We start from the raw sequence: 20035 nt of genomic DNA, 5'->3' as shown, positions 1-20035 counted from the left end.
AATCTATAACCGTTTCCGCTTATAGAAGGTCACAAAGATTGCAGTCAGCAGTAGGAGAAGTATCGCGACTCCAGTAGTGATGGCTTCACTCGTGCTGCCTTTTTGCTGCATAGCACCACCGCCACCACCAAAGTCGCCACCCATGCCACCACCGCCAGGACCATCTCCACCTTCGGGGATAGTTGGTCCACCCATGGCACCCGGTGCACCGCCAGGTCCGCCGGTAAATCGACCTTGAGCAGCTTGCCCGTTAGTATTGGTTTGTCCACTTTGAGCAGCCTGCTCGTCGGTATTGGTTTGTCCACCTTGAGCGGCTTGCCCGTTAGTATCGGCCTGAGCTCCTCCTTGAGTGGCCTGCCCACCAGCCGCTGCTTGCGTGTTACTGCCAGGTCCGGCCCCGGCATTAGGGATAGCCGGTCCGCCCATGGCCCCAGGTTCACCACCTGCGCCACCTTGAGCAGCTTGCCCGCTTTCGGCATTCAGCGCAGCACCGCCTGCGCCGCCAGTACCTGTGCTCTCGGTCCCCTCGTTAGCAGCACCAGCGCTGTCAGTTCCCGTGCTTTGATCCGCCCCCGCACCAGTCTGAGCGTTACTAGCGCCGTTCGCGTCTTGCCCAGCACCTGCACCAGTCGCACCTGCAGCTGCGCCATTTCTAGCGCCGCCACCAAAGCCACCGCCGCCCATGCCACCACCACCCATACCGCTTCCCGATCCGTCACCGGAGGAAGGAGTGGTGCCGTCGAGCTGCTGCTGAATATTTTTCGCCATGTTCGACATGAAGGTCTTAACAGACTTTATTCCTTCTTCATACTGCTCGAAGGTGTAGAAGGCGGACGGATCCGCTTTGACATAGCTGGAAATCATCTTGTCCAGCTCATCCATCCGTGCTTGGAACGTATCATCTGCTAGATAGCCATTAATCATCTCGCTGACAATTTCGTGATATTTCGCTTTGTATTCGTCGTTAGCAAGTAGCTTCGCAATCAGAGGACGTTCTGCCAGCGCGCCTTGTGTAGGCTCATCAATCAGCACATTTGCGCTGCCCATGCCGCCAAAAGCCATATTATAATCCCACGGCAAGATGGAGAAGACCCCATCGTCTTCATATAAATAATAATTTTGCTTATTACCGCCTAAATAACTGTCCATGTTAGCCGTGACCGCATTTAGAGCGATGTACTTCAGCGATTCCTCTACGTCGATGTATTTTTCATAATCGGTGCCGTTATTAAGCTCATTCAGCATATCGATTAGAATATCATCATTCGATTTTTCTGACTTCATTACTAATCCGGTATAGAGGGAAGGATCATCACCAAGCCAAGTTAAGTCACTGCCCTGACCAGTCATTTCACCTTTATAAAGTGCGCCGTAAGAGTTCCCGAAGTTACGTTCTAGATAAGCGTCGCCGATCTGTTCCACCGCGAGGTAGAAGCCCTTCAGTTCATCGTTGACGTACACATTGACAAAGGAATATTTCGGCGTCGGAAGTCCGACACTCTCAGCAAGCTCATAGGTTAGAAATTCCCGCATATAAGAAGCATCGCTGTAATTGTTATTCAGGTTGATCTTAGTAATACCGAATAAATTCTGGTTCACGTATTCATCAAAAGAAATTTTGAAGCTGTAGCGGTCAGAGTCTGTCATCTGTACTACACTTCTGAGACTAAGATTTCCTTTGGTCCGTATGGCCACGTTATCTAATTTAATGCCGTTGTATTCAACCGATGCGGTTTTATATTCTTCCGCACTGGCATTATCCAGCATGTCCTGAAAATCATCCGGGTCCAAAGTGATTTTGACATCGACGACCTTGTCTTTTGGAAAAACCTGTTCGTCTAGACTTTTCTCGTCGCTCGAGACTTTCTTTTCCTGAGAATCTGTTGCAGTTTCGTTTGTTGCAGATGGACTTGCGTTCTGGCACCCAGCTATAGCGATGACCAGCAGCAGGCAACAAAGACTCAGCAGGATAGACTTACCTCTTGCTTTCATCTGGGGCACCGCCTTTCATCTTATTGTGTTTAGGATACATAGTCGCCGCTATAGCTGATTAGAAGTGCATTTTTGACTCCCTTTAGATCGGAGACTGTGTTGACAAAGCCACCTACTTTATCATCCAGACGAAGCTCGAGTGTTAATTCAATATTGTTTGCGGATACTGTTTTTTGCTTCACATTGTAACGTTTCACGGATTTGGTGATATGGTTGTGTACTTCACGTTCACTCTCGTCGCCATCACAGTTAATGACCAGCAAGTATGGTGTTTCGATAGAAGAATGTTTGATGAATAGGAACAGAATTAGACCGATGATGATTGAACCAACAATAGCCAAAGTGAAGAAGCCAGCGCCAGTTACAATCCCTGCGACTGCTGCCCAGAATAGGAAGATTAGATCTGTTGGATCTTTGATCGGCGTTCTGAAACGAACGATGGACAATGCACCGACCATACCGAGGGACAGCACAAGGTTAGAGTTAATGGCAATAATGACAGTGGCTGTAATCATGGTCATGCCCATTAGTGAGACATTGAAGCTTTTGGAGTATAACACTCCGCTAAATACACGTTTGTAGAGCAGATAAATGAAATAGCCAATCAGAAAAGCCACACCCAAGGTGATGAGCATTTTCGAGATGCTTATATCGGATACAAAGTTGTCAAGCACCGAATTCTTAATGATATCTGTAAAAGTATTTGTGGTTGTATCTGATGTTGCGGTTGCTGCTAGCGTTGCTAGTGATGCATTCATAATCAATAATCCTCCCAAGTGTTGGTTTTTAGAAATTTGCGGCAGATCACGTATTTTGAAGCGGACTGTCTGTTCAGCCCATCTAACTGCAGCGCAATTTTAATGTATTCCGGAATGTATTCATCGAATTTTACTTCAAAAATAATGAAGTTCTCATCAATCGCCCGAATCGGATGCAAATTCTTATCGAAAATATCCGTTGAATGCAGACCGGTACGTAATTCCTTATCGAACGTGATCCGCACATTGCCGTTGTGGCAAACATAGGGCTCGCGAACATAATCCACGATGACCTTTGGCCGGAGCAGGTTATGACGCATCTGATTGTACAACTCCATGAACAGCGGACTGTCCGGGACATTCAGTACCTCATAGTTGCCTGCCATAATCTCGTCGTACATTTGACGGGTCAGCGGCTCTTTGATTTTGGCGATATAGTCGTCCATTTTGATTTTTTTCTCAAAGTGAATGATGTTGTCTTGAATGTTGTAAATGCGAATACGATATTTGGCGCGTTCTCTGAGACCTCCGAGTTTGTCGGCAAGCGCCGAGTTGTTGATGTCGTCAAAATACAAGCTGCGAATATGATATTCGCCACTCTCATTGGCGTGCTGGTCTGTATCAATCAAGCTCTGCAATCGCTGGCGCAATATAAGGTATTGATGATAGTTAATGAAGAATTTTAGCTCATGCCGAAATTGAAGCTTCTTACTCATTTTCCCACCTCGTTTCTATCTCTATCTCTGTCTCTGTCGTTGGCTAACCTTCTTGCACAACTAATTCTAGGAGACGGACCTTATGCTTAACTTAAAATGGACTGAATGTTAGCTGAATGTTTTACACTGCGATAACAAAAGTATGGATTTGCAGATTTGACTTCTGACTTTCGGGAGGGCTATCTTAGTTAGAGGGCTAGAGAGCAATCTTAAGGAGGAACCGTGATGAAAGACTATAAATTCGCCATCATCCTAGGGATAGTAGTGATTGTATTGATCTTGGTGGCTGTTGGGATGGAGTGGTCCAAATCCGGGAGTTCCGCGAAATCACCAGCTCCGTATGATCTTGTTACCACCTTAAAAGGAGATGCGGGAACGAGTCGTGCGTTTACTTGGTATACTAACAATTCCAATGTTGCAGGAGTTTTGGAATTAGTAAAGGGACAGGTTTCTTCTTTTGCGAATTCGGATGTACTGAGGGTAGAAGCAATTAGTAGCGTCATAAAAACAGACAATGGCAACAGAGGTGTTCATAAAGCGGAGGTTACGGGACTTGAGCCTGGGACGGTATATTCTTACAGAGTGGGCAGTGGTGTTGAGGGGGAATGGAGTACAGTTACAGAATTCACCACGGAAGCGAAGGGGCTAGATAGTGTTACGTTTATCAACATTACGGATTCTCAAGGGGAAACGTCGGGTGATTTTAAACTGTGGGGGAAGACACTGGGCAAGGCTTTTCAGACCTTTCCAGAAGCAAAGTTTATTGTGCATAATGGTGATTTAACAGAGAATCCGGAGGATTCGGCGGGCTGGGATCATTTTTTTGGCAACGTGCAAGGCTGGATTTCTGGAATTCCCTTAATGCCCGTTACAGGAAATCATGATGAAGTGGAAGGTGATGCGACGTACTTTACTTCACATTTCAACCTGCCGGATAACGGGGCAAAAGGTTCTATTGCAGGAACTTCCTATTCTTTTGATTATGGTCCTGTTCATGTCACTGTATTGAATACAGAGAGTAATTTAAAAAAGCAAACAGAGTGGCTTAAGGAAGACCTGAAGAATACGGATAAAGAATGGACAATCGTCGCCATGCACCGTCCTGCATACGGGGGCAATTCGTATAAAAAGATAAAAGATTGGACGGATATTTTTGATGCATATGAGGTCGATTTGGTGCTACAGGGTCATAATCATGAGTACTCCAGATCCTACCCGATACGGGCAGGGGAAATCGTTCCTCAAGGTGAGAATCCGGTAGGTACTAAAAAAGGTACGGTATATGTTGTGACTAATGCATCTGGAGGGAAGTTTAATGAGAAAAAAGAAGATCAGTTCTATCACGAAGTTCACTTTCAAAACTACAAGCAAATGTTCGCAGGGATTAGCGTTTCCGGTAATACATTAACGTATCAGGCTTATGATGTAGATGGAAAGATGCTGGATGAATTTGTGCTGACACATTGATTAGGAATAGAAGTCGTTTTTACCCTAAAGGTGAAGACGGCTTCATTTACAAATTTACTTGCGTGCGCTTATACAAAACTAGTATTGCTGCTGCAATAAGAATCATACCCATAAAAGCGGGTGCAGAAGACCCAAGTGATACATAGATTTGACCTCCAATGATAGGCCCAATCATTCTTGCTAAAGCCTGAATAGATTGGCTACCCCCTTGAATCCTTCCTTGTTCACTAGAATCGACAGACTTGGAGAGCATCCCATTGAATGATGGCCCAAAGATCGAATCACCAAAACCAAAGATAAACATTCCAACGATAAAAAGAGGATAGAATGAGAACAAGGCAGATAGTGCAATAAGACTGTAACCTATAATCTCCGATACCATCCCAAGAATGGCTATCTGTTTATCATTAAGTTTTTTCAAAAGCTTTGGCATTATGAAACCTTGTGAAATGATGTCTTGGAGACCCATAATTGAGAACATAAGCCCGATTAGTGCAGGCTTCCAACTGAAAGTATCCATTGTAAATTGTGAAAAAATAGCCTGTAAAGATCCGTTTGGTATCCAAAGTAAGAACGCTGAGATAAGTAACCTATTTAAGCTTTTCATGGAAAGTAAGCTTGCAAGCTGTGTAAATGGATTCAGTCTTACAAAGGTTACCTCTTTCAGTCTATTCTTCTTGGCAAGGCTCTCTGGCATAAAAAAGAATCCATAAACAACATTCAATAAAGTTATGATTGCTCCAAAATACAAGGGAACAGAATAACCAAACTTAGCAAGTAATCCGCCTAGAGTTGGGCCAATGATGGTGCCTACACCTACAACCGCACTTACCCATCCGAAGTATTTGGTTCTCTGTTCTGACGGAATGATGTCTGCAAAATAGGCGAAGATCGTGCTTATGCTCCCACCTGTTATACCCTCAATGATGCGCCCAGCAAATAGTATCCATAGAGCTCCTCCTATGCCGAAGACTATGTACCCGATTGCGGAACCCAAAAGGCATACTAAAAGCAATGGACGACGGCCATATTTGTCGCTCAAAGCACCAAGCGCGGGGGCCGCAATAAACACGCAGAATGCATAAACAGAGGTCAGCAGCGTAACAACTATAGCTTGTTCTCCTGGATTGCTTGTATAAGGCTGTACTAAGAATGGGACGACAGGCATTATGATGCTGAAGCCTATTCCGCAAAGAAACACAGAGATAAGACCGAATATTAAAGCGTGTTTATCTACGGTTTGGTCTGTGTTCTGTTCATGGTGTGATTTAAATTTGAACATAAAATTCTCTCCTCAAGAGCTGTGTTTTTGATTCCTAGGAAACATATTTATCGTATTGTAATATTGTTTCCTTGTCAACGAAATTATTGCAATAAAAAAGCAGCCCGCTCTCAATAGAGCCCGGCTGCCTGTGGTTTTTATTTTCATATTCAAATTAATTCTGACTTAAAATCTATACCCAGTTTCTTTATTTCTGCATCCAAATGCCTACTATACCTTTCCACGAAGCTAAGAATACTGTTCATTTCTTCCTCGGTTATCTGTTCAAACATGTCTTTATCCCGCTCTTGAAACTCTTTGTGCAGGTCCTCATGGATTTTATAAATTACTTTCCCTTGCTCAGTAAGCCTAAAATAGATTTCTTTCTTGTTATCTGACTTCTGGTAGCTTTCGATAAGGCCTTTTTCTATGAGCTTCTTAGTTAATTTACTTATGGCACCGCGTGTCATATAAAAGGACTCCGCAAGTTTTGTCACGTTGGAATCCACATTTTTTTCAATGTATTCGATACAATGTACTTCTGAAGACGTATAACCCTTAAGACTGTCTTCCATCTTAGACTTATTAAGCCAAACCATCTTGTTATATAGGTCTCTGAAACCCATGATGACCTGTTCTTCTTTGTTCATGGCCTGTCCCCCCACTCGCTCTTGCATTAACAATATTATATTAAATTTTGTTTCTATTTCAACAATATTAAGATAATTATTCCCAACTGGTAAGGGAACGAGCGGTATTTTTTTGGGAATTTCGATTTGACACTCCTCTTAGGGAACAAAGGATAATTTAAATTTAAAACGAATTGTATTTAATAGGAAAAAATAGAGGGGACGTTGCTTGATGTTTTTAAGGAGGAAATTCAGTTTCTGGCTTTCGATTATAAGTGTCATCATCTGTCTGGGTGACTATTTGGGGATCGAGATCGCAAACATCATTCTTGTACGACTTAACCCGATTGTAGATACGCTGATCTTTACGAAGCCTTTTGAAAATTGGATGGTTGATGTGAATAATACGAAATGGACTGCAAGCAGTATATTAATCAGCGTCAGATTCCCTACGTATATAATTCATTTTGGGACGTTCCTGATTCTAGGACTTCTTATAGATTATCTTATTCATATATTTAAACAGAAGTAAAAAGCGATCATATTAGCCTAGTTGAGGAAAGGTGAGATGAGATGAGCGGAGCAGAGGGAAAACTTGATTTGGAGAGAATTGTTTTTATAGGAAGGACCTTTGAGGAATATTTGCAGATGTTCGATTTGCAAGAAGCAGATCTTGTAGGTCGACGAATTCTGGACTGTCCTGCCGGTGCTTGTTCTTTTACAGCTATAGCAAATCAGCTTGGTGGTGATGTGACGGCTGCCGATATCGCTTACTATTACTCTACGGATGAGCTTGCGGACAAAGGTGTTCAAGATATTGAGCATGTTAGGTCTGAACTGGATAAGGTACGGGATAACTTTGCGTGGGACTACTTCGAATCTATAGAGGATCTGACACAAACAAGGAGTAGGGCTTTAAACGATAACACCAAGGATCGGAGACAAACCCCGGAGCGATATGTTCCAGTGATTCTTCCGAATCTTCCATTCTCAAATGAGGCTTTCGATCTAACATTATCTGCTCATTTTCTCTTTATGTACAGCGATCGGCTGGATTATGATTTTCATCTAAAGGCCGTTAATGAACTAATGCGGGTGACGAGAGATGAGCTTCGTATTTTTCCATTAGTTGATCTGGCTTGCAAAAGATATGAGCATTTAGATCGCCTTATAGATGAGTTGGTTAGCCAAGGTTTCACTACGGAGGAGACGGAGGTTCCTTATGAGTTTCAAAAAGGGGCAAATCAGATGTTAATAATTAGAAGAATGAAGCCGTAAGATGGATAACCATAGTTGTTAAAAAGAAAACGAGGCGCCCCTAAGCTATTTTCATCGCTTTGGGGACGGCCTCGTTTTTGTTTGAAGTCTTAAAAGAATTACGCCACACTCTCTTTACGCTCTGCTACATAACAAGCAATACCAAGTACCAGACCGAGTCCTACCAGAACGGAACCGACCCATGGCAGCGAAGTAATCGCAAGATGAGAAATGACCCATCCACCGATGAAGGCACCTGCTGCGTTTCCGAGATTCCCTGCGGAGTGGCTGGTCGTTGAAGCGAGAGCAGGAGCTGCCTTAGCCAGACTCATAATTCGTATCTGTAAACCTGGCATGACCGCAAAGGAAACAAAGCCCCAGAAGAATATTGTGATAACAGCAGCGATTGGACTATGCATGGTGAAGGAAAAGATCGTAAGAATGACACAAACTGCAAAATAAAGTCCGACGAGAGAAGGCATCAGCTTCCAATCTGCAAGCTTCCCGCCGACGATATTCCCGATGGTCACCCCACATCCGAAGAGGACTAAAATCCATGTCACACTATGTTCAGCAAAGCCGGTAACTTGCATAAGTAGTGGCGCTATATAAGTGAACACTGTGAATAAGCTGGCGTTTCCTAACGCACCGATTAGTAAGAATAGGAGCAGCTTAGGATTAGCTAGAGAGGCTATTTGCTGAATCGCACTAGCTGGTTTCTCTTGTTTGATCTTCGGGATGAAGATTAGGATGCCGACCAGTGCTGCGACCCCCATAATTGCAATTGCTGCAAATGAGGCCCTCCAGCCCATACTTTGACCGATAAATGTCCCTAAAGGAACACCCACAATATTTGCAATCGTTAGGCCAGCCATCATAATGGATACGGCTCCTGCTCGTTTATTGGGATTAACCAGATTGGAAGCAATAACTGCGCCAACACCAAAGAAAGTCCCGTGTGTTAAAGCTGTAATTATACGAGCTACCATGAGAACGGCATAGTTTGGAGCAAATACTGATATCCCGTTGCCTAGAATAAATAAAATCATGAGCAGGCATAACAGTTTCTTTTGCGGGATTCGTTGCGTAAGGATGGTTAGGATCGGTGCGCCAATAGCTACTCCAAGGGCATACATCGTGATAAGCTGGCCTGCAGTTGAAATACTGACCTGTAAATCATTGGCGACATTTGGTAAAATACCCATGATGACAAATTCAGTCATTCCAATCGCAAAAGCGCCTACCGTAAGAGAGAGTATGGAGATGGGAAAAGGCTCTTTCCCTGCTAGTTCCTTGCGTGATTGTGTCTTGCTGAGGTTTGGAATTGCGTTCATGATGCAGATGTTCAACCTTTCTTCTGTCTGTAATGAAGCTCCACCCTTATTGAGATGATAGATCCGACATGTAAGCTCTGCTTTATATTATTTAGTTTTCTGAAATTATTTTCAAGAGAAATATTTATTTCAGATATTTTTCATTTTAAATAAATATTGAGGGGATGGAAATTACGATAAGCCACGATTATAAGCAAGCAGCTTTAATGGCGCTTCAGCACTTTAATCTCGATTGGACGCAGATTCGTTTCAATCAACGATCGGACACTTGTACTTTTATAATTGAGACCGATAAAGAGGGATCTTTCCTTCTGCGCCTTCACTCGGGTAGATCAAAAGAGGAAATCAACTCCGAAATCGCGTGGCTGGAGCTTTTGAAGAGGAAAATCGATGTCCCCCTGCCAAAAGGCGTTCATAATCGCACAGGTTCTGTTACGTTCAAAGTGGAGCAAGGTAATGGAGAAGGTGTATATGCATCATTAATGCGCTGGGTTGAAGGCGAACATGCGAACGAAGGACTTACCGAAGAACAAATTTATAAAGAAGGTGTACTATTAGCCAAGCTACATAAAGCAGCACAGGAGCTTGAGTTACCTGCTGGATTCAATCGTCCGGTTTGGGATGAACATAGTTTTAGAAAAGCCATGCTTCGTTTGAAGCTACACTATCATTGTTTTCTTACGGATGATGAGTTCGTGCTGTATCAATCTGCGGCTGAGAAAATCAATACTTGGTTGGCGAAACAGCATAAGCATAAGAACAGAAAGAATTATGGGGTTATTCATGGTGATCTGCACCAAGGGAATATTATATTTCATCAGGGTGATCCTCGACCGATTGATTTTGGAAGATGTGGCTGGGGCTATTATCTTTATGATGTGGCACATACCCTTTTGGGAATATATCCTCTGCAAAGAGAACTAGTCATCAAAGGTTATGAGAGTGTTAGCAAGCTTGATGGGGATTGGTTTCAGGCCTTAGAGCATTTTACAGTCATGGTTATGATCGAAAATTATTGCCATCATGCATCTGATCCTAGAGAAACCGAGGGACTGAAGGCCGAGCAGCCCTATGCTTTGGCGATGCTAAGGAATTATCTTGAGGGAGAATCTTTTCTTTTTAATATGATCGAGATTTAGATGGGTATAAAATGAGGGTCTCTTTGGGGAATTTAAATAAAGTTCCCTAAGGAGGCTATTTTGATGAAAAAAAGCTGGATCGCTCTACTTCTGGTCGCAGTTATGCTCGTTCTGACACAACAACCTTGCTCCGCTAATAGGTCCGTTCAACCGCAATCCGAGGCTCCATCCAGATCTGATTCGGAACCGAAGCTTCCAGATCAGGATTCTCGCGAACTTATGTTTCAAGACATGTTAATGACATTTCTATCACCTTATATTGACAAAAAAATCGCTGAGATTTATGCGCCACTTCTGACAATAACTCCGACAGTGTATCCTTATTTAGTGGAAGTTACAGATATGAAGCGAGTGAACGGATTTCGTGGGTTTGATTTCTTAATTACACTTAACATACACCCTACAGTGGGTCCACATCTTACCGTTGGAGAGGATACTATGACTTTTAGAATCTCTTCAGGCCCCAAGGTGAAGCTAGAATCGTTTAAGCATTTGAGAGACCCACGGAAGTCTGACCTAACACCAAATTATCAGAATATTTTGAGATAGTGAGTGCTGCTAAACCATTGTGGGTGAAAGAGTATATGCAAAGTTGTGCACTTGGTTGTGGGGAGCAAAAGCTGGATAGTTGCAGTTTATACACTTATTTGAAGGGAATAGGCCACTTGGCCGCTTTTAGTTGTATTTGGTGCAGTTAAAAGAAGGATTCTCACACTAATTTGTTTATATCGTAGAATTTAGTTGCAGAGAATACACTTATATCGCTCGGGCATCACACAGTATAGGTATAGATGTATAAAGTGCAATTAATGCTTACGATCACAAACTAGCTTTAGCAAAATAAAAAAGGCATGGGTCAATGGTGCAATATCAAACTCATGCCCAGCCCACTACACACACTCCGATCTATGGGGTGTTTTTTTGTGGCTAGAATTGTGGTGGAATAAAGGCGAGTATGGTATTATGAAAATAGTGGGTATATTGATTTAAGTTACTAAATTCAAATTAAAGGACGCGAGGGATTGAATAATCATAAGTACAATGGTGAACAGAAGAGTGAAATTGTAAGTGAAGTCAAAAGTGTTGCCAAAGATAAAGTCAAAGTAGGCGTATCTACTAAAGATGGGCAGTTAGGGTTTCTTTTTACAAGGGGTGGTCTTCGGGAAGGAGCAGGCAGAAAAAGCACCGGGGTAACTAAAAAAGTATCTTTGACGTTATCTGAGGACATCTGGCAGGAGATAGAGCAGGCTTGTGAGGATCAGAATGCCTCTCGCTCCCAAGTGTTTCGGAACATCATTGAGGCGCATTTTGTAAAGGAATCTAAGGAGAGTTAGGTGAAGATTTTGCTAATCCATGTATCAAAAGATTCCCTTAGTACCGCATTACAGGCAGCTTTAAAAGGCATATCCGCGAATAGTTCCTCACGTGTTCTATCAGGAATACTTATTCAGGCGCAAACTCAGGGTCTGATATTAACAGCCAGCAATATAAGAATGACCATTGAATATAAGCTCCCTGTGAAGATGGACTCGATGATTGTACACAAAATAGGTGAGATTGTAGTTCCCGCGCGTTATTTTTATGAAATCATTCGCAAGCTTGACCCTGGACTCATTAGGCTGGAAATCGGAGAGTCATTGATCCTAAATATTCAATCAGGGAACACTCAATTTCGTTTGTGTGGACTGGATGTAGTAGAGTTTCCCAGAATCCAATACATAGCCCACCCGAACACTCAAAGGATAATCATGAAGAACACTCTCTTGAAGCAAATTTTTAAACGAGTGGTTTTTGCGGTCTCTTCATCGGAAACCAGACCTGTGCTTACAGGAGTTTCGCTTCAAATAGATAATCAAAGTATTCGTGTAGTCGCCAATGATGGTATCCGGCTCGCCCAGCATGTTGTTGAAAGCGTAGAAGATTACGGTGCAATTCCTTTCAATGTCGTAATACCAGGACGTACCCTTGAGGATCTTTTGAAAATATTAAACGATGATGAAGACAGCAGCACCGAATTAGAAATAGGTCCTAAGCAAAGCAGATTTGTTTCTAATGGATTGAGGGTTCAGTCTGCCCTGCTAGAAGGGACGTATCCCTCTGTCGATAATTTAATCCCGCAGGCCTACCTTTCTGAAGTGATCGTGAAGACAGACCGTTTGTTACATGTGGTTGAGCGCATTTCTATATTAGCTGGTGAAAGTGTAACGCTCAACGTATTTCCTTCTCACACGTTAAGGTTAATATCCAAGACCGCAGAAATTGGGGATGTAAAAGAAGAGATTCCTTTGGAGCATCTAGAAGGTGAACACTTTCGAGTTTCTTTTAACGGCAAGTATTTCAGAGATATCCTTCGGGTCATCGATAGTGAGACGCTTAGAATAAGGTTCGCGGGAAAGGAAAGACCGCTGGTGATACAACCTGTGGATGCATCATCGTCCACACTGTTCCTAATTACCCCTATGAGGACGCAGGATTAAGGGATGCGGTCCGCAACTGAGCTCCCAAACTAGCTACCCATTGCACGAAATTAGGTACCTGTTGCCCAACCTACTACTGTTTACTCGAACTTAAGTGGAGCGGACCGTATTGCAGCTATTTCAGCATATTGGTTAATTTTTCGAAGGGTTCGGACTGTATAGCTCTTATTGCCCTTGATTTGGACAGAATAGGAGTGGATTTGAACGAATAGCTACAACTGAGTCCGATAGTGTGCCAAAATGAGTGAAATCATGGAAATAAGGGCATCTGAGTCCGATCATAGGAGAAAGAAGTACATCCATAGTCTCGACGCGAAAACTGCGGGAATCATCCTGTAATGGAGAATTTTTTACAAACATTTCATTAAATACTCGGAGGAATAAATGATGAAGCTGTTTCAGATGGGATCGAAGCCGCTAGGGATCGAGCGGATCACTACATTTTTACAGGATAACTATGTGAGTATCGGCTACCCCGGAATAGGGGATCTGGAGAATGTCAGTACAGAGGAGCTCCGTGATCGGTTGATTCGTACTTACCGATATAGTGAGCCGGAACTTACAGAACATTTGCAAGCCATTCACCTATTCGTGCATACGATGCAGGATGGCGATTACGTGCTGGTGTCCGATGGAGACTGGGTACATCTAGGTGACCTAGGAGATTATTTTTACAACGAATTATTTGACACGCCAGACAACGGTACATGCCATCGACGTGGTGTAACTTGGTTGAAGAGTCTTCCTATGACGGATCTTAACGCAGGAGTGAAAGAGTTTCTTAGTGATAGTGGAGCGGCTAAGCAGTATGGGGGGCCAATGCCTAGTGCTCGTGTGGATCTGTGGATTACAGGTTCGCCTGATTCAGAGCAAGCGGGGGATGATCGAGTGTATGTGGATGAAGAGACGCTATCTATGGCGATCGGTATTTTGAAGCAAGCTCTAGTCAGTGAGGACGCCGAACGACGGGAACGAGCAGCCATTGCCATCTTGCAGTACGCTAAGTAATGAAAATAAGCGTTATCTCATATTAAAAACCAGCCCAACCGATATGACGACTTCGGATGGGCTGGTTTATGTTTTTTATGCTCAAATAAATTCAACGAATTCATTGACCGGCTTGCGATAGCCACGTGGTCTGATTTTATGTTTCTTGTCTTTGCCGATAGTAATCAGCATCACAGGCACCATATTATCGGGTAGATTTAAGGTGGATTGAATCGCTTCAGGATCGAAGCCGATCATTGGGCACGTATCCCAGCCTTTATCTTTGGCAATCAGCATGAAGTGCATGGCAGACAGGGAAGCATTACGTATTGCTTCATCTCTTTGAAAAGCATCATTTCCTATGTAAGCATTGTTAATCGTTTCTATCTCAGCATCATAAGCCTCTTGACTCATCGCTCCTAAAGCTTTAAGTCCACCGAAGATTTCTGGAGCTTTCAGATAAGCATTCTTATCTCCGAGTACCACAATTACCGCAGAAGCGGAGTGTATTTTATATTGACCGTAAGCCGCCTTGCGAATCTCTTCTTTTAAATTCTCATCAGCTACAACTTTATAGTTAGCATGTTGAAGATTATAAGCCGATGGCGCCAATCTGGCATAAGAGAACATTTCCTCTAATTCATTCTGAGGGATCTTTACCCCCTCAACAAAATTCATAGCAGACCTGCGGGATTCAATTAATTCTGTAAAAGCGCTCATGAGTTATTCCTCCATATGTGTATGTGTTTGGTTGTGAATTATAAATAAGTGATATTTATTAATAAACTAACTATTAGTTACTAACTCAAAATAGCACAGTTAATTATGTTCGTCAATGACTAAGTTCACTTCATGTGGATTCAGCTTTCAAGTGCTTTGGAGAATGTGAAGAATAAACTATGTATTGTAAAATATTAGGATGTAAATTAGGATATTAGGATATGTTATTAATGAAAGGGTGGGAATGTTGAACGATACTAGAGAGCAATTGATAATAGACCTGCAAAGAATCGAAGAGAACAATTACGAGCTTAGAAGTGGGGAGCAGCTAAGAGATTATGTGAAGCTGATGCTTGAGTATATAGGAGATCCACAGCCGGTGTTACGAGATGACTTGATCTATTCTACCTTTTACAAATGGATTAACGAGAAACAATGGTTTAGTGATGCGGAGCTTCGTGAACTTCTCTTGATTCTCCTTGACGAGCAGCATTTGTTCTATCACATTGGCAGTAAAGAAGATCAGACTGTGTACACAAGAACGTTCTCTGTGCTTGTCGTTGCGCTTATTCTTCAGCGACATAGGGAACAGGCGTTTTTAGATAACGCAGTGTTTACTAATGTGAAGGAATCTCTGATTCGATATTATGAGGAAGAAAAGGATCTACGAGGATTTATGGATGAAGAAGGCTGGGCACACGCAGCAGCCCATGGCGCAGATGCCTTGGATGAACTGGTTCTGTGCTCGGAGAGTGATGCGGCTGTGAGGGAAGAGGTTCTGGCAGTCCTCCAAAGAATGCTTTACAACGATCAATACATATTTAGTGACGATGAAGATGAACGTATCGCTACTATTGTTGCAACAATCATAGATCATAATTTACTTCCACAGCAGTCTATTCTCGATTGGATCGTCAGTCTGGAGCAATGTGGGGGATGGCCAAGAAGCCGCGGTCAGTATGTTGCTCGTGTGAATACAAAGAATTTCGTTCGTTCTTTGTATTTTAGATTGCTTCCAATGAAGGAGAATCTGGATACGGTGACAGCTTTGTTGAAAGTGGAGACCAATTTGAATCGATTTACACCATAAACATTAATTACTTAAGCGTTCACGGATTGCATTTAATTTGAACAATCTTTTTTAATGTAATAAAAATCACAAAACTTTGCTAAAATCCAAAAACTTTGTGACATTTATAACTTGATAAGTGCTATAATAGAAATATGGCGTTAAAAGTTATTTTTTTTATTACTATTAAGCAGCAAAGCTTATTTGCAGAGGAGATTCGGATATGTCAGAAACAATCACTCAAACACAACCTGAACAAGAATCACCAAATTTAGCTGTCACAAAAGAACAAATGAATGTTCTGGAGCAGCTATTGAAACCGGAAGTTCAGGAATCCTTAACTGTCTTAGTGGAACAGTTGCCAAAATTAACAGAGCTTGTCGGCGTGCTCACAAAGTCATATGACTTTGTTCAAACTGTCGCTGCGGATGACGTCTTGAAAAGTGATACGGTAAGTGCAATTAAAGAACTTGCTGAACCTGTGGTGCATTCGGCGAAGAATATGGCAGCTACAGTGATCGAAGCACAAGATCGTGCGAATGAAAGCAATGATGTGATCGGTGTCTTTGGTCTTATGAAGATGATGAAAGATCCACAAGCACAGAAGCTTTTCCGTTTCGTAAATGCTTATCTTCAAGTAGCTGGCGAACGCAGTCAACAGAAATAATAATTTTCATATCTCATTCGTAAGGACGGAGGAAACATCATGTCTAAACATATTGTCATTCTAGGAGCGGGTTATGGTGGTCTACTAAGCGCCTTAACTGTACGCAAGTATCTGAAGAAAGACGAAGCTAAAATTACAGTCGTTAATCAATTTCCTACACATCAAATTATTACAGAATTGCATCGTCTTGCAGCGGGTAGTGTTGCAGAAGGTGCTGTTGCTATGCCACTAACTAAGCTTTTTGCAGGTAAAGATATCGATCTGAAAATCGCGAAAGTCAATTCTTTTTCTGTTGAGAACAAACAAATTACACTATCTGATGGTGTGACACTATCCTACGATGCTCTGGTTGTGGGTCTAGGAAGCACTACGGCTTATTTTGGCATTCCAGGTCTTGAGCAATACAGCATGGTATTGAAATCGGCAGCGGATGCTAACCGAATTCATCGGCATATTGATGAGCGTATCCGTGAATATGCGAAGTCGAAAAATGCTGCGGATGCAAGCATCCTAATCGGCGGCGGTGGCTTAACAGGTGTTGAGCTTGTTGGTGAGATTGCTGATGTGTTGCCAACGCTCACTAAGAAATATGGCGTGGATCCAAAAGAAATTAAACTAATGCTGGTAGAAGCAGGTCCAAAGATTCTTCCAGTATTGCCAGATGCACTGATCGAACGCGCAGTGGCAAGTCTAGAAAAACGTGGTGTTCAATTCTTGACAGGTCTACCTGTTACGAATGTAGAGGATAATGTAATTGACTTGAAAGATGGTCAAAAAATTATTGCTAACACGTTCGTGTGGACTGGTGGCGTACAAGGAAATCCACTTATTGGTGAATCTGGTCTTGAAGTGAATCGTGGTCGTGCAACGGTGAATGAATTCTTGCAATCCACATCACACAAAGACGTATTCGTTGCTGGCGACAGCGCAGTTGTTTTTGCCGAAGATGGTCGTCCATATCCACCAACTGCACAAATCGCTTGGCAAATGGGCGAATTGATCGGGTACAATCTTTACGCGTTCTTGAAGGATAAATCATTTGAATCCTTTAGTCCGATCAACTCAGGTACGCTTGCGAGCTTAGGTCGTAAAGATGGCGTAGCTATCGTTGGTGCTAGCTCTACTCCGTTAAAAGGTTTGCCTGCAACCCTGATGAAGGAAGCAAGTAATATTCGTTACTTGTCCCACATTAAAGGATTGTTTAGCTTAGCTTATTAATTTTATAATTGGAGAACCTGCTCAAATCTGAGCAGGTTTTTTTGACGTATTAGCCACCATGTATTGTCAACGTTTTCATACTAGGCTGTATTCATTGTTTTTTGATATAATAGATTGGCTAATATTAACAGAGGTAGTTAGAGGAGGATTACATGATGTTATTCCAACAAAACGATGTCATTTTGTTTCAAGGCGACAGCATAACGGATTGGGGTCGCGATTATGCAGACGCTTCATCGCTTGGTGTAGGTTATGCATTGATGATCGCCGCTCGTCTGGGACATTTATACCCCGAGAAGAATCTTACGTTCTATAACCGCGGAATCAGCGGCAACCGTGCAGTAGATTTGCAGGGACGCTGGGATAAGGATTGTCTGGATCTGAAGCCGACTTGGGTGTCTATTTATATTGGTATTAACGACACATGGCGCCGCTTTGATTCTGGTCAGGAGACAACGCCTGAACAATTTGAAGCTGCGTATCGTAACCTGATCGAACGGTCTCAGAAATCACTGAACGCCAAATTAGTCCTTATTGAGCCGTTCGTGTTGCCTGTACCCGAAGATCGTAGAGCTTGGCGCCAAGATCTGGATCCTAAAATTCACATCGTACGTGAACTGGCACGTGAATATGGTGCTCTGCTTGTTCCACTGGATGGTCTGTTTGCTGCGGCATCAGTGAAAGCGGAACCAGCTTACTGGGCTCCGGATGGAGTACACCCTTCACCTGCGGGCCATGCACTTATTGCAGATGCTTGGCTGAGAACGGTAGGCGCAACGATTTAAGTTTAATGGTATGATAGTATCTCTACATATTTACTTGATTCTTTAAGACTAGAACCACTCATTAAGGGGCAGGTTGTAGTCTTTTTTATAACTGTTCGGAAAGACGTTTCTCTATATTTAAAGACACTGTTATAATTGGATTATGTTTTTTTATTGAAGGATTCCACGCTTATTACCAGATTAGAGAGGAATGTGTGATAGATGACGAGTGATACTGTACAAGATTTAGAAGGGCTAAAAGCGATAGGAAAAGTGGTAGGACACACCATTGCCGAGATGAAAAAGAAAGTAACGCCTGGCATGACAACAGCGGAGCTTGATAGTATAGGTGCTGAAATTCTAGCGCAATTCGGAGCATCATCAGCCCCGATGAAAGCGTATAATTTCCCAGGCAGCACCTGCATCAGTGTGAATGAAGAGGTTGCTCATGGCATTCCTGGTCCTAGAGTGATTAATGCCGGAGATTTGATCAATATTGATGTATCTGCTGAGCTGAATGGTTATTATGGGGACGCCGGGGTTTCTTTTCAATTGCCGCCCTATAATGACGATATTCTGCGTCTGTGCCGGAGTACAGAAGAAACTATGATGAGTGTGATCAATCATCTGAGAGCAGGGATGAAGGTCAATGAGATTGGTAGAATGATGGAGCTCGAAGCTCGGAAGCACGGATATAGAGTAGTGCGTAATCTGTGCAGTCACGGGATCGGAAAATCATTGCATGAGAAGCCTTTTGAAATTTTACCTTTCTATAATCCTAGAGTGACTACAGTGTTAAAAGAGGGACAGGTGATTACGGTTGAACCCTTCCTCTCTACTGGAGCAGACTACGTGGAGCAGCAATCGGATGGGTGGACGCTGAGTGTTGTAGACGAAGGCCGGGTAGCGCAGTTTGAACATACGATTATTGTGACTAAAGGTGAGCCTATTATCCTAACCAAGCCATAAAGAGGAGAGTGCGAATTTGAAAATCGCCTTTATACTTTTTGACGGGATTACGTTCTTGGATTTTGCCGGGTTTTATGATGTTATTTATCGATTGGGACAATTTGAAATAGGCAAAGATTTGTCTTGGGATATATGTGCAGCTTCAGAGGAAGTGACGGATGAGTTAGGATTCACAGTTAAAGCTGGAAAAGTGCTGCCAGAGCTTTCGGCGTACGATATGGTATTTGTGCCTGGAGGGATGGGGACACGTAAACTCCGTTATGATGAGGCTTTTGTCGCGTGGATTGCAGGAGCTCACAATGTTCCTTATAAGGTGTCAGTCTGCACAGGCTCACTGCTGCTTGGGGCTGCGGGGTTGTTAGAAGGGAAAAAAGCCACTACTCATCCATCTGCTTATGAATTACTAAAACCCTATTGTGAAGAAGTGGTGGAGACTCGTATTGTGCATGATGGCAATGTGATTTCTGGCGGTGGAGTTTCCACTTCCATTGATCTGGGGTTATATCTGATTTCATATTTGGCTGGTGAAGCAGCAATGAATTCGGTTAAGAAGCAGATTGATTATCCATACGAGATGCAGGGGATCGTTCGAATCTGATGATCAATACCGG

General features: G+C 42.8%; 21 protein-coding genes. 14 read left to right on the top strand and 7 right to left on the bottom strand.

The window, feature by feature from the left end; all coding sequences use genetic code 11:
* Positions 1-3: 3 nt before the first annotated feature.
* From NSS67_RS21995 to NSS67_RS21985, 3 genes are read right to left on the bottom strand one after another with little or no spacing between them, the layout of a single operon-like run.
* Positions 4-1992, bottom strand: a complete 1989-nt coding sequence (locus tag NSS67_RS21995) for a CotH kinase family protein (RefSeq protein ID WP_339315722.1) — start codon at positions 1990-1992, stop codon at positions 4-6.
* Between the two features lie 29 nt (positions 1993-2021).
* Positions 2022-2750 carry a DUF4956 domain-containing protein gene (locus NSS67_RS21990; RefSeq protein WP_339315721.1) on the bottom strand — a complete coding sequence of 243 codons (729 nt, stop codon included), beginning with the start codon at positions 2748-2750 and terminating at the stop codon, positions 2022-2024.
* A gap of 2 nt (positions 2751-2752) precedes the next feature.
* Positions 2753-3466 carry a polyphosphate polymerase domain-containing protein gene (locus tag NSS67_RS21985; RefSeq protein WP_339315720.1) on the bottom strand — a complete coding sequence of 238 codons (714 nt, stop codon included), beginning with the start codon at positions 3464-3466 and terminating at the stop codon, positions 2753-2755.
* Positions 3467-3691: 225 nt separating this feature from the next.
* On the opposite strand from NSS67_RS21985, the gene NSS67_RS21980 reads away from it, so the two are divergent.
* On the top strand, positions 3692-4933 hold the full coding sequence (locus tag NSS67_RS21980) for a metallophosphoesterase (protein WP_339315719.1): 1242 nt from the start codon (positions 3692-3694) through the stop codon (positions 4931-4933).
* A 46-nt stretch (positions 4934-4979) separates the two neighbouring features.
* Here NSS67_RS21980 and NSS67_RS21975 read toward each other — a convergent pair whose 3' ends face one another.
* Both NSS67_RS21975 and NSS67_RS21970 read right to left on the bottom strand, forming a co-directional pair.
* A complete protein-coding gene (locus tag NSS67_RS21975) occupies positions 4980-6215 on the bottom strand; it encodes an MFS transporter (RefSeq protein ID WP_339315718.1) in 1236 nt (411 codons plus the stop codon).
* Between the two features lie 149 nt (positions 6216-6364).
* On the bottom strand, positions 6365-6844 hold the full coding sequence (locus NSS67_RS21970; RefSeq protein ID WP_339315717.1) for a MarR family transcriptional regulator: 480 nt from the start codon (positions 6842-6844) through the stop codon (positions 6365-6367).
* A 211-nt stretch (positions 6845-7055) separates the two neighbouring features.
* On the opposite strand from NSS67_RS21970, the gene NSS67_RS21965 reads away from it, so the two are divergent.
* Both NSS67_RS21965 and NSS67_RS21960 read left to right on the top strand, forming a co-directional pair.
* Positions 7056-7355 (top strand): hypothetical protein, encoded by a 300-nt coding sequence (locus tag NSS67_RS21965; protein WP_339315716.1) that lies wholly within the window; start codon positions 7056-7058, stop codon positions 7353-7355.
* 41 nt (positions 7356-7396) lie between these two features.
* Positions 7397-8101, top strand: coding sequence for an SAM-dependent methyltransferase (locus tag NSS67_RS21960; RefSeq protein WP_339315715.1), 705 nt, complete (start codon positions 7397-7399; stop codon positions 8099-8101).
* A gap of 98 nt (positions 8102-8199) precedes the next feature.
* Here the strand turns inward: NSS67_RS21960 and NSS67_RS21955 are convergent, their stop codons facing one another.
* A complete protein-coding gene (locus tag NSS67_RS21955) occupies positions 8200-9414 on the bottom strand; it encodes an MFS transporter (protein ID WP_339315714.1) in 1215 nt (404 codons plus the stop codon).
* Positions 9415-9578: 164 nt separating this feature from the next.
* Here NSS67_RS21955 and NSS67_RS21950 point away from each other — a divergent pair, with 164 nt between their 5' ends.
* The 5 genes from NSS67_RS21950 to NSS67_RS21930 all read left to right on the top strand — a co-directional run bounded on the left by NSS67_RS21950 (position 9579) and on the right by NSS67_RS21930 (position 14038).
* Entirely contained in the window at positions 9579-10553 is a 975-nt protein-coding gene (locus tag NSS67_RS21950; protein WP_339315713.1) for a phosphotransferase, read from the top strand.
* 63 nt (positions 10554-10616) lie between these two features.
* Positions 10617-11102, top strand: a complete 486-nt coding sequence (locus NSS67_RS21945) for a DUF3888 domain-containing protein (RefSeq protein WP_339315712.1) — start codon at positions 10617-10619, stop codon at positions 11100-11102.
* A 473-nt stretch (positions 11103-11575) separates the two neighbouring features.
* Positions 11576-11887 carry a hypothetical protein gene (locus NSS67_RS21940; RefSeq protein ID WP_339315711.1) on the top strand — a complete coding sequence of 104 codons (312 nt, stop codon included), beginning with the start codon at positions 11576-11578 and terminating at the stop codon, positions 11885-11887.
* Positions 11888-13030 carry a DNA polymerase III subunit beta gene (gene dnaN / locus NSS67_RS21935; protein WP_339315710.1) on the top strand — a complete coding sequence of 381 codons (1143 nt, stop codon included), beginning with the start codon at positions 11888-11890 and terminating at the stop codon, positions 13028-13030. It abuts the gene before it with no gap.
* Between the two features lie 384 nt (positions 13031-13414).
* Positions 13415-14038 carry a hypothetical protein gene (locus tag NSS67_RS21930; protein ID WP_339315709.1) on the top strand — a complete coding sequence of 208 codons (624 nt, stop codon included), beginning with the start codon at positions 13415-13417 and terminating at the stop codon, positions 14036-14038.
* 81 nt (positions 14039-14119) lie between these two features.
* On the opposite strand, the gene NSS67_RS21925 is transcribed toward NSS67_RS21930, so the two are convergent.
* Positions 14120-14737 carry a nitroreductase family protein gene (locus tag NSS67_RS21925; RefSeq protein WP_339315708.1) on the bottom strand — a complete coding sequence of 206 codons (618 nt, stop codon included), beginning with the start codon at positions 14735-14737 and terminating at the stop codon, positions 14120-14122.
* Between the two features lie 244 nt (positions 14738-14981).
* Between NSS67_RS21925 and NSS67_RS21920 the strand changes: the two genes are divergently transcribed.
* The 6 genes from NSS67_RS21920 (at position 14982) to NSS67_RS21895 (ending at position 20022) form a co-directional block, all read left to right on the top strand.
* Positions 14982-15827, top strand: coding sequence for a DUF2785 domain-containing protein (locus NSS67_RS21920; protein WP_339315707.1), 846 nt, complete (start codon positions 14982-14984; stop codon positions 15825-15827).
* A gap of 202 nt (positions 15828-16029) precedes the next feature.
* Positions 16030-16473, top strand: coding sequence for a DUF1641 domain-containing protein (locus NSS67_RS21915; protein WP_339315706.1), 444 nt, complete (start codon positions 16030-16032; stop codon positions 16471-16473).
* 39 nt (positions 16474-16512) lie between these two features.
* Positions 16513-17691: an NAD(P)/FAD-dependent oxidoreductase gene (locus NSS67_RS21910; protein ID WP_339315705.1), complete on the top strand. Its 1179-nt coding sequence runs from the start codon at positions 16513-16515 to the stop codon at positions 17689-17691.
* Between the two features lie 152 nt (positions 17692-17843).
* The gene (locus tag NSS67_RS21905; protein ID WP_339315704.1) at positions 17844-18476 is read left to right on the top strand and encodes an SGNH/GDSL hydrolase family protein; all 633 of its coding nucleotides are present in this window, start codon (positions 17844-17846) and stop codon (positions 18474-18476) included.
* Positions 18477-18677: 201 nt separating this feature from the next.
* Positions 18678-19424 (top strand): type I methionyl aminopeptidase, encoded by a 747-nt coding sequence (gene map, locus NSS67_RS21900; RefSeq protein ID WP_339315703.1) that lies wholly within the window; start codon positions 18678-18680, stop codon positions 19422-19424.
* Positions 19425-19440: 16 nt separating this feature from the next.
* Entirely contained in the window at positions 19441-20022 is a 582-nt protein-coding gene (locus NSS67_RS21895) for a DJ-1/PfpI family protein (protein ID WP_339315702.1), read from the top strand.
* The last annotated feature ends 13 nt before the right edge of the window (positions 20023-20035 follow it).

It is taken from the genome of Paenibacillus sp. FSL R10-2734 (assembly GCF_037963865.1).
In the GTDB taxonomy this organism is placed as follows: Bacteria; Bacillota; Bacilli; order Paenibacillales; family Paenibacillaceae; genus Paenibacillus_AQ.
Note: the sequence above shows the minus strand (reverse complement) of the source record. Positions and strands in the feature narration are given on the sequence as shown.

What these genes read in the sequence shown, in the direction of transcription:
- NSS67_RS21920 (WP_339315707.1), top strand. Translation starts at nt 14,982, where the DNA reads ATGTTGAACGATACTAGAGAGCAATTGATAATAGACCTGCAAAGAATC.
- map (WP_339315703.1), top strand. Translation starts at nt 18,678, where the DNA reads ATGACGAGTGATACTGTACAAGATTTAGAAGGGCTAAAAGCGATAGGA.
- NSS67_RS21910 (WP_339315705.1), top strand. Translation starts at nt 16,513, where the DNA reads ATGTCTAAACATATTGTCATTCTAGGAGCGGGTTATGGTGGTCTACTA.
- NSS67_RS21970 (WP_339315717.1), bottom strand. Translation starts at nt 6,844, where the DNA reads ATGAACAAAGAAGAACAGGTCATCATGGGTTTCAGAGACCTATATAAC.
- NSS67_RS21925 (WP_339315708.1), bottom strand. Translation starts at nt 14,737, where the DNA reads ATGAGCGCTTTTACAGAATTAATTGAATCCCGCAGGTCTGCTATGAAT.
- NSS67_RS21995 (WP_339315722.1), bottom strand. Translation starts at nt 1,992, where the DNA reads ATGAAAGCAAGAGGTAAGTCTATCCTGCTGAGTCTTTGTTGCCTGCTG.
- NSS67_RS21955 (WP_339315714.1), bottom strand. Translation starts at nt 9,414, where the DNA reads ATGAACGCAATTCCAAACCTCAGCAAGACACAATCACGCAAGGAACTA.
- NSS67_RS21945 (WP_339315712.1), top strand. Translation starts at nt 10,617, where the DNA reads ATGAAAAAAAGCTGGATCGCTCTACTTCTGGTCGCAGTTATGCTCGTT.
- NSS67_RS21990 (WP_339315721.1), bottom strand. Translation starts at nt 2,750, where the DNA reads ATGAATGCATCACTAGCAACGCTAGCAGCAACCGCAACATCAGATACA.
- NSS67_RS21980 (WP_339315719.1), top strand. Translation starts at nt 3,692, where the DNA reads ATGAAAGACTATAAATTCGCCATCATCCTAGGGATAGTAGTGATTGTA.
- NSS67_RS21905 (WP_339315704.1), top strand. Translation starts at nt 17,844, where the DNA reads ATGATGTTATTCCAACAAAACGATGTCATTTTGTTTCAAGGCGACAGC.
- NSS67_RS21950 (WP_339315713.1), top strand. Translation starts at nt 9,579, where the DNA reads ATGGAAATTACGATAAGCCACGATTATAAGCAAGCAGCTTTAATGGCG.
- NSS67_RS21915 (WP_339315706.1), top strand. Translation starts at nt 16,030, where the DNA reads ATGTCAGAAACAATCACTCAAACACAACCTGAACAAGAATCACCAAAT.
- NSS67_RS21960 (WP_339315715.1), top strand. Translation starts at nt 7,397, where the DNA reads ATGAGCGGAGCAGAGGGAAAACTTGATTTGGAGAGAATTGTTTTTATA.
- NSS67_RS21975 (WP_339315718.1), bottom strand. Translation starts at nt 6,215, where the DNA reads ATGTTCAAATTTAAATCACACCATGAACAGAACACAGACCAAACCGTA.
- NSS67_RS21985 (WP_339315720.1), bottom strand. Translation starts at nt 3,466, where the DNA reads ATGAGTAAGAAGCTTCAATTTCGGCATGAGCTAAAATTCTTCATTAAC.
- NSS67_RS21930 (WP_339315709.1), top strand. Translation starts at nt 13,415, where the DNA reads ATGATGAAGCTGTTTCAGATGGGATCGAAGCCGCTAGGGATCGAGCGG.
- NSS67_RS21965 (WP_339315716.1), top strand. Translation starts at nt 7,056, where the DNA reads ATGTTTTTAAGGAGGAAATTCAGTTTCTGGCTTTCGATTATAAGTGTC.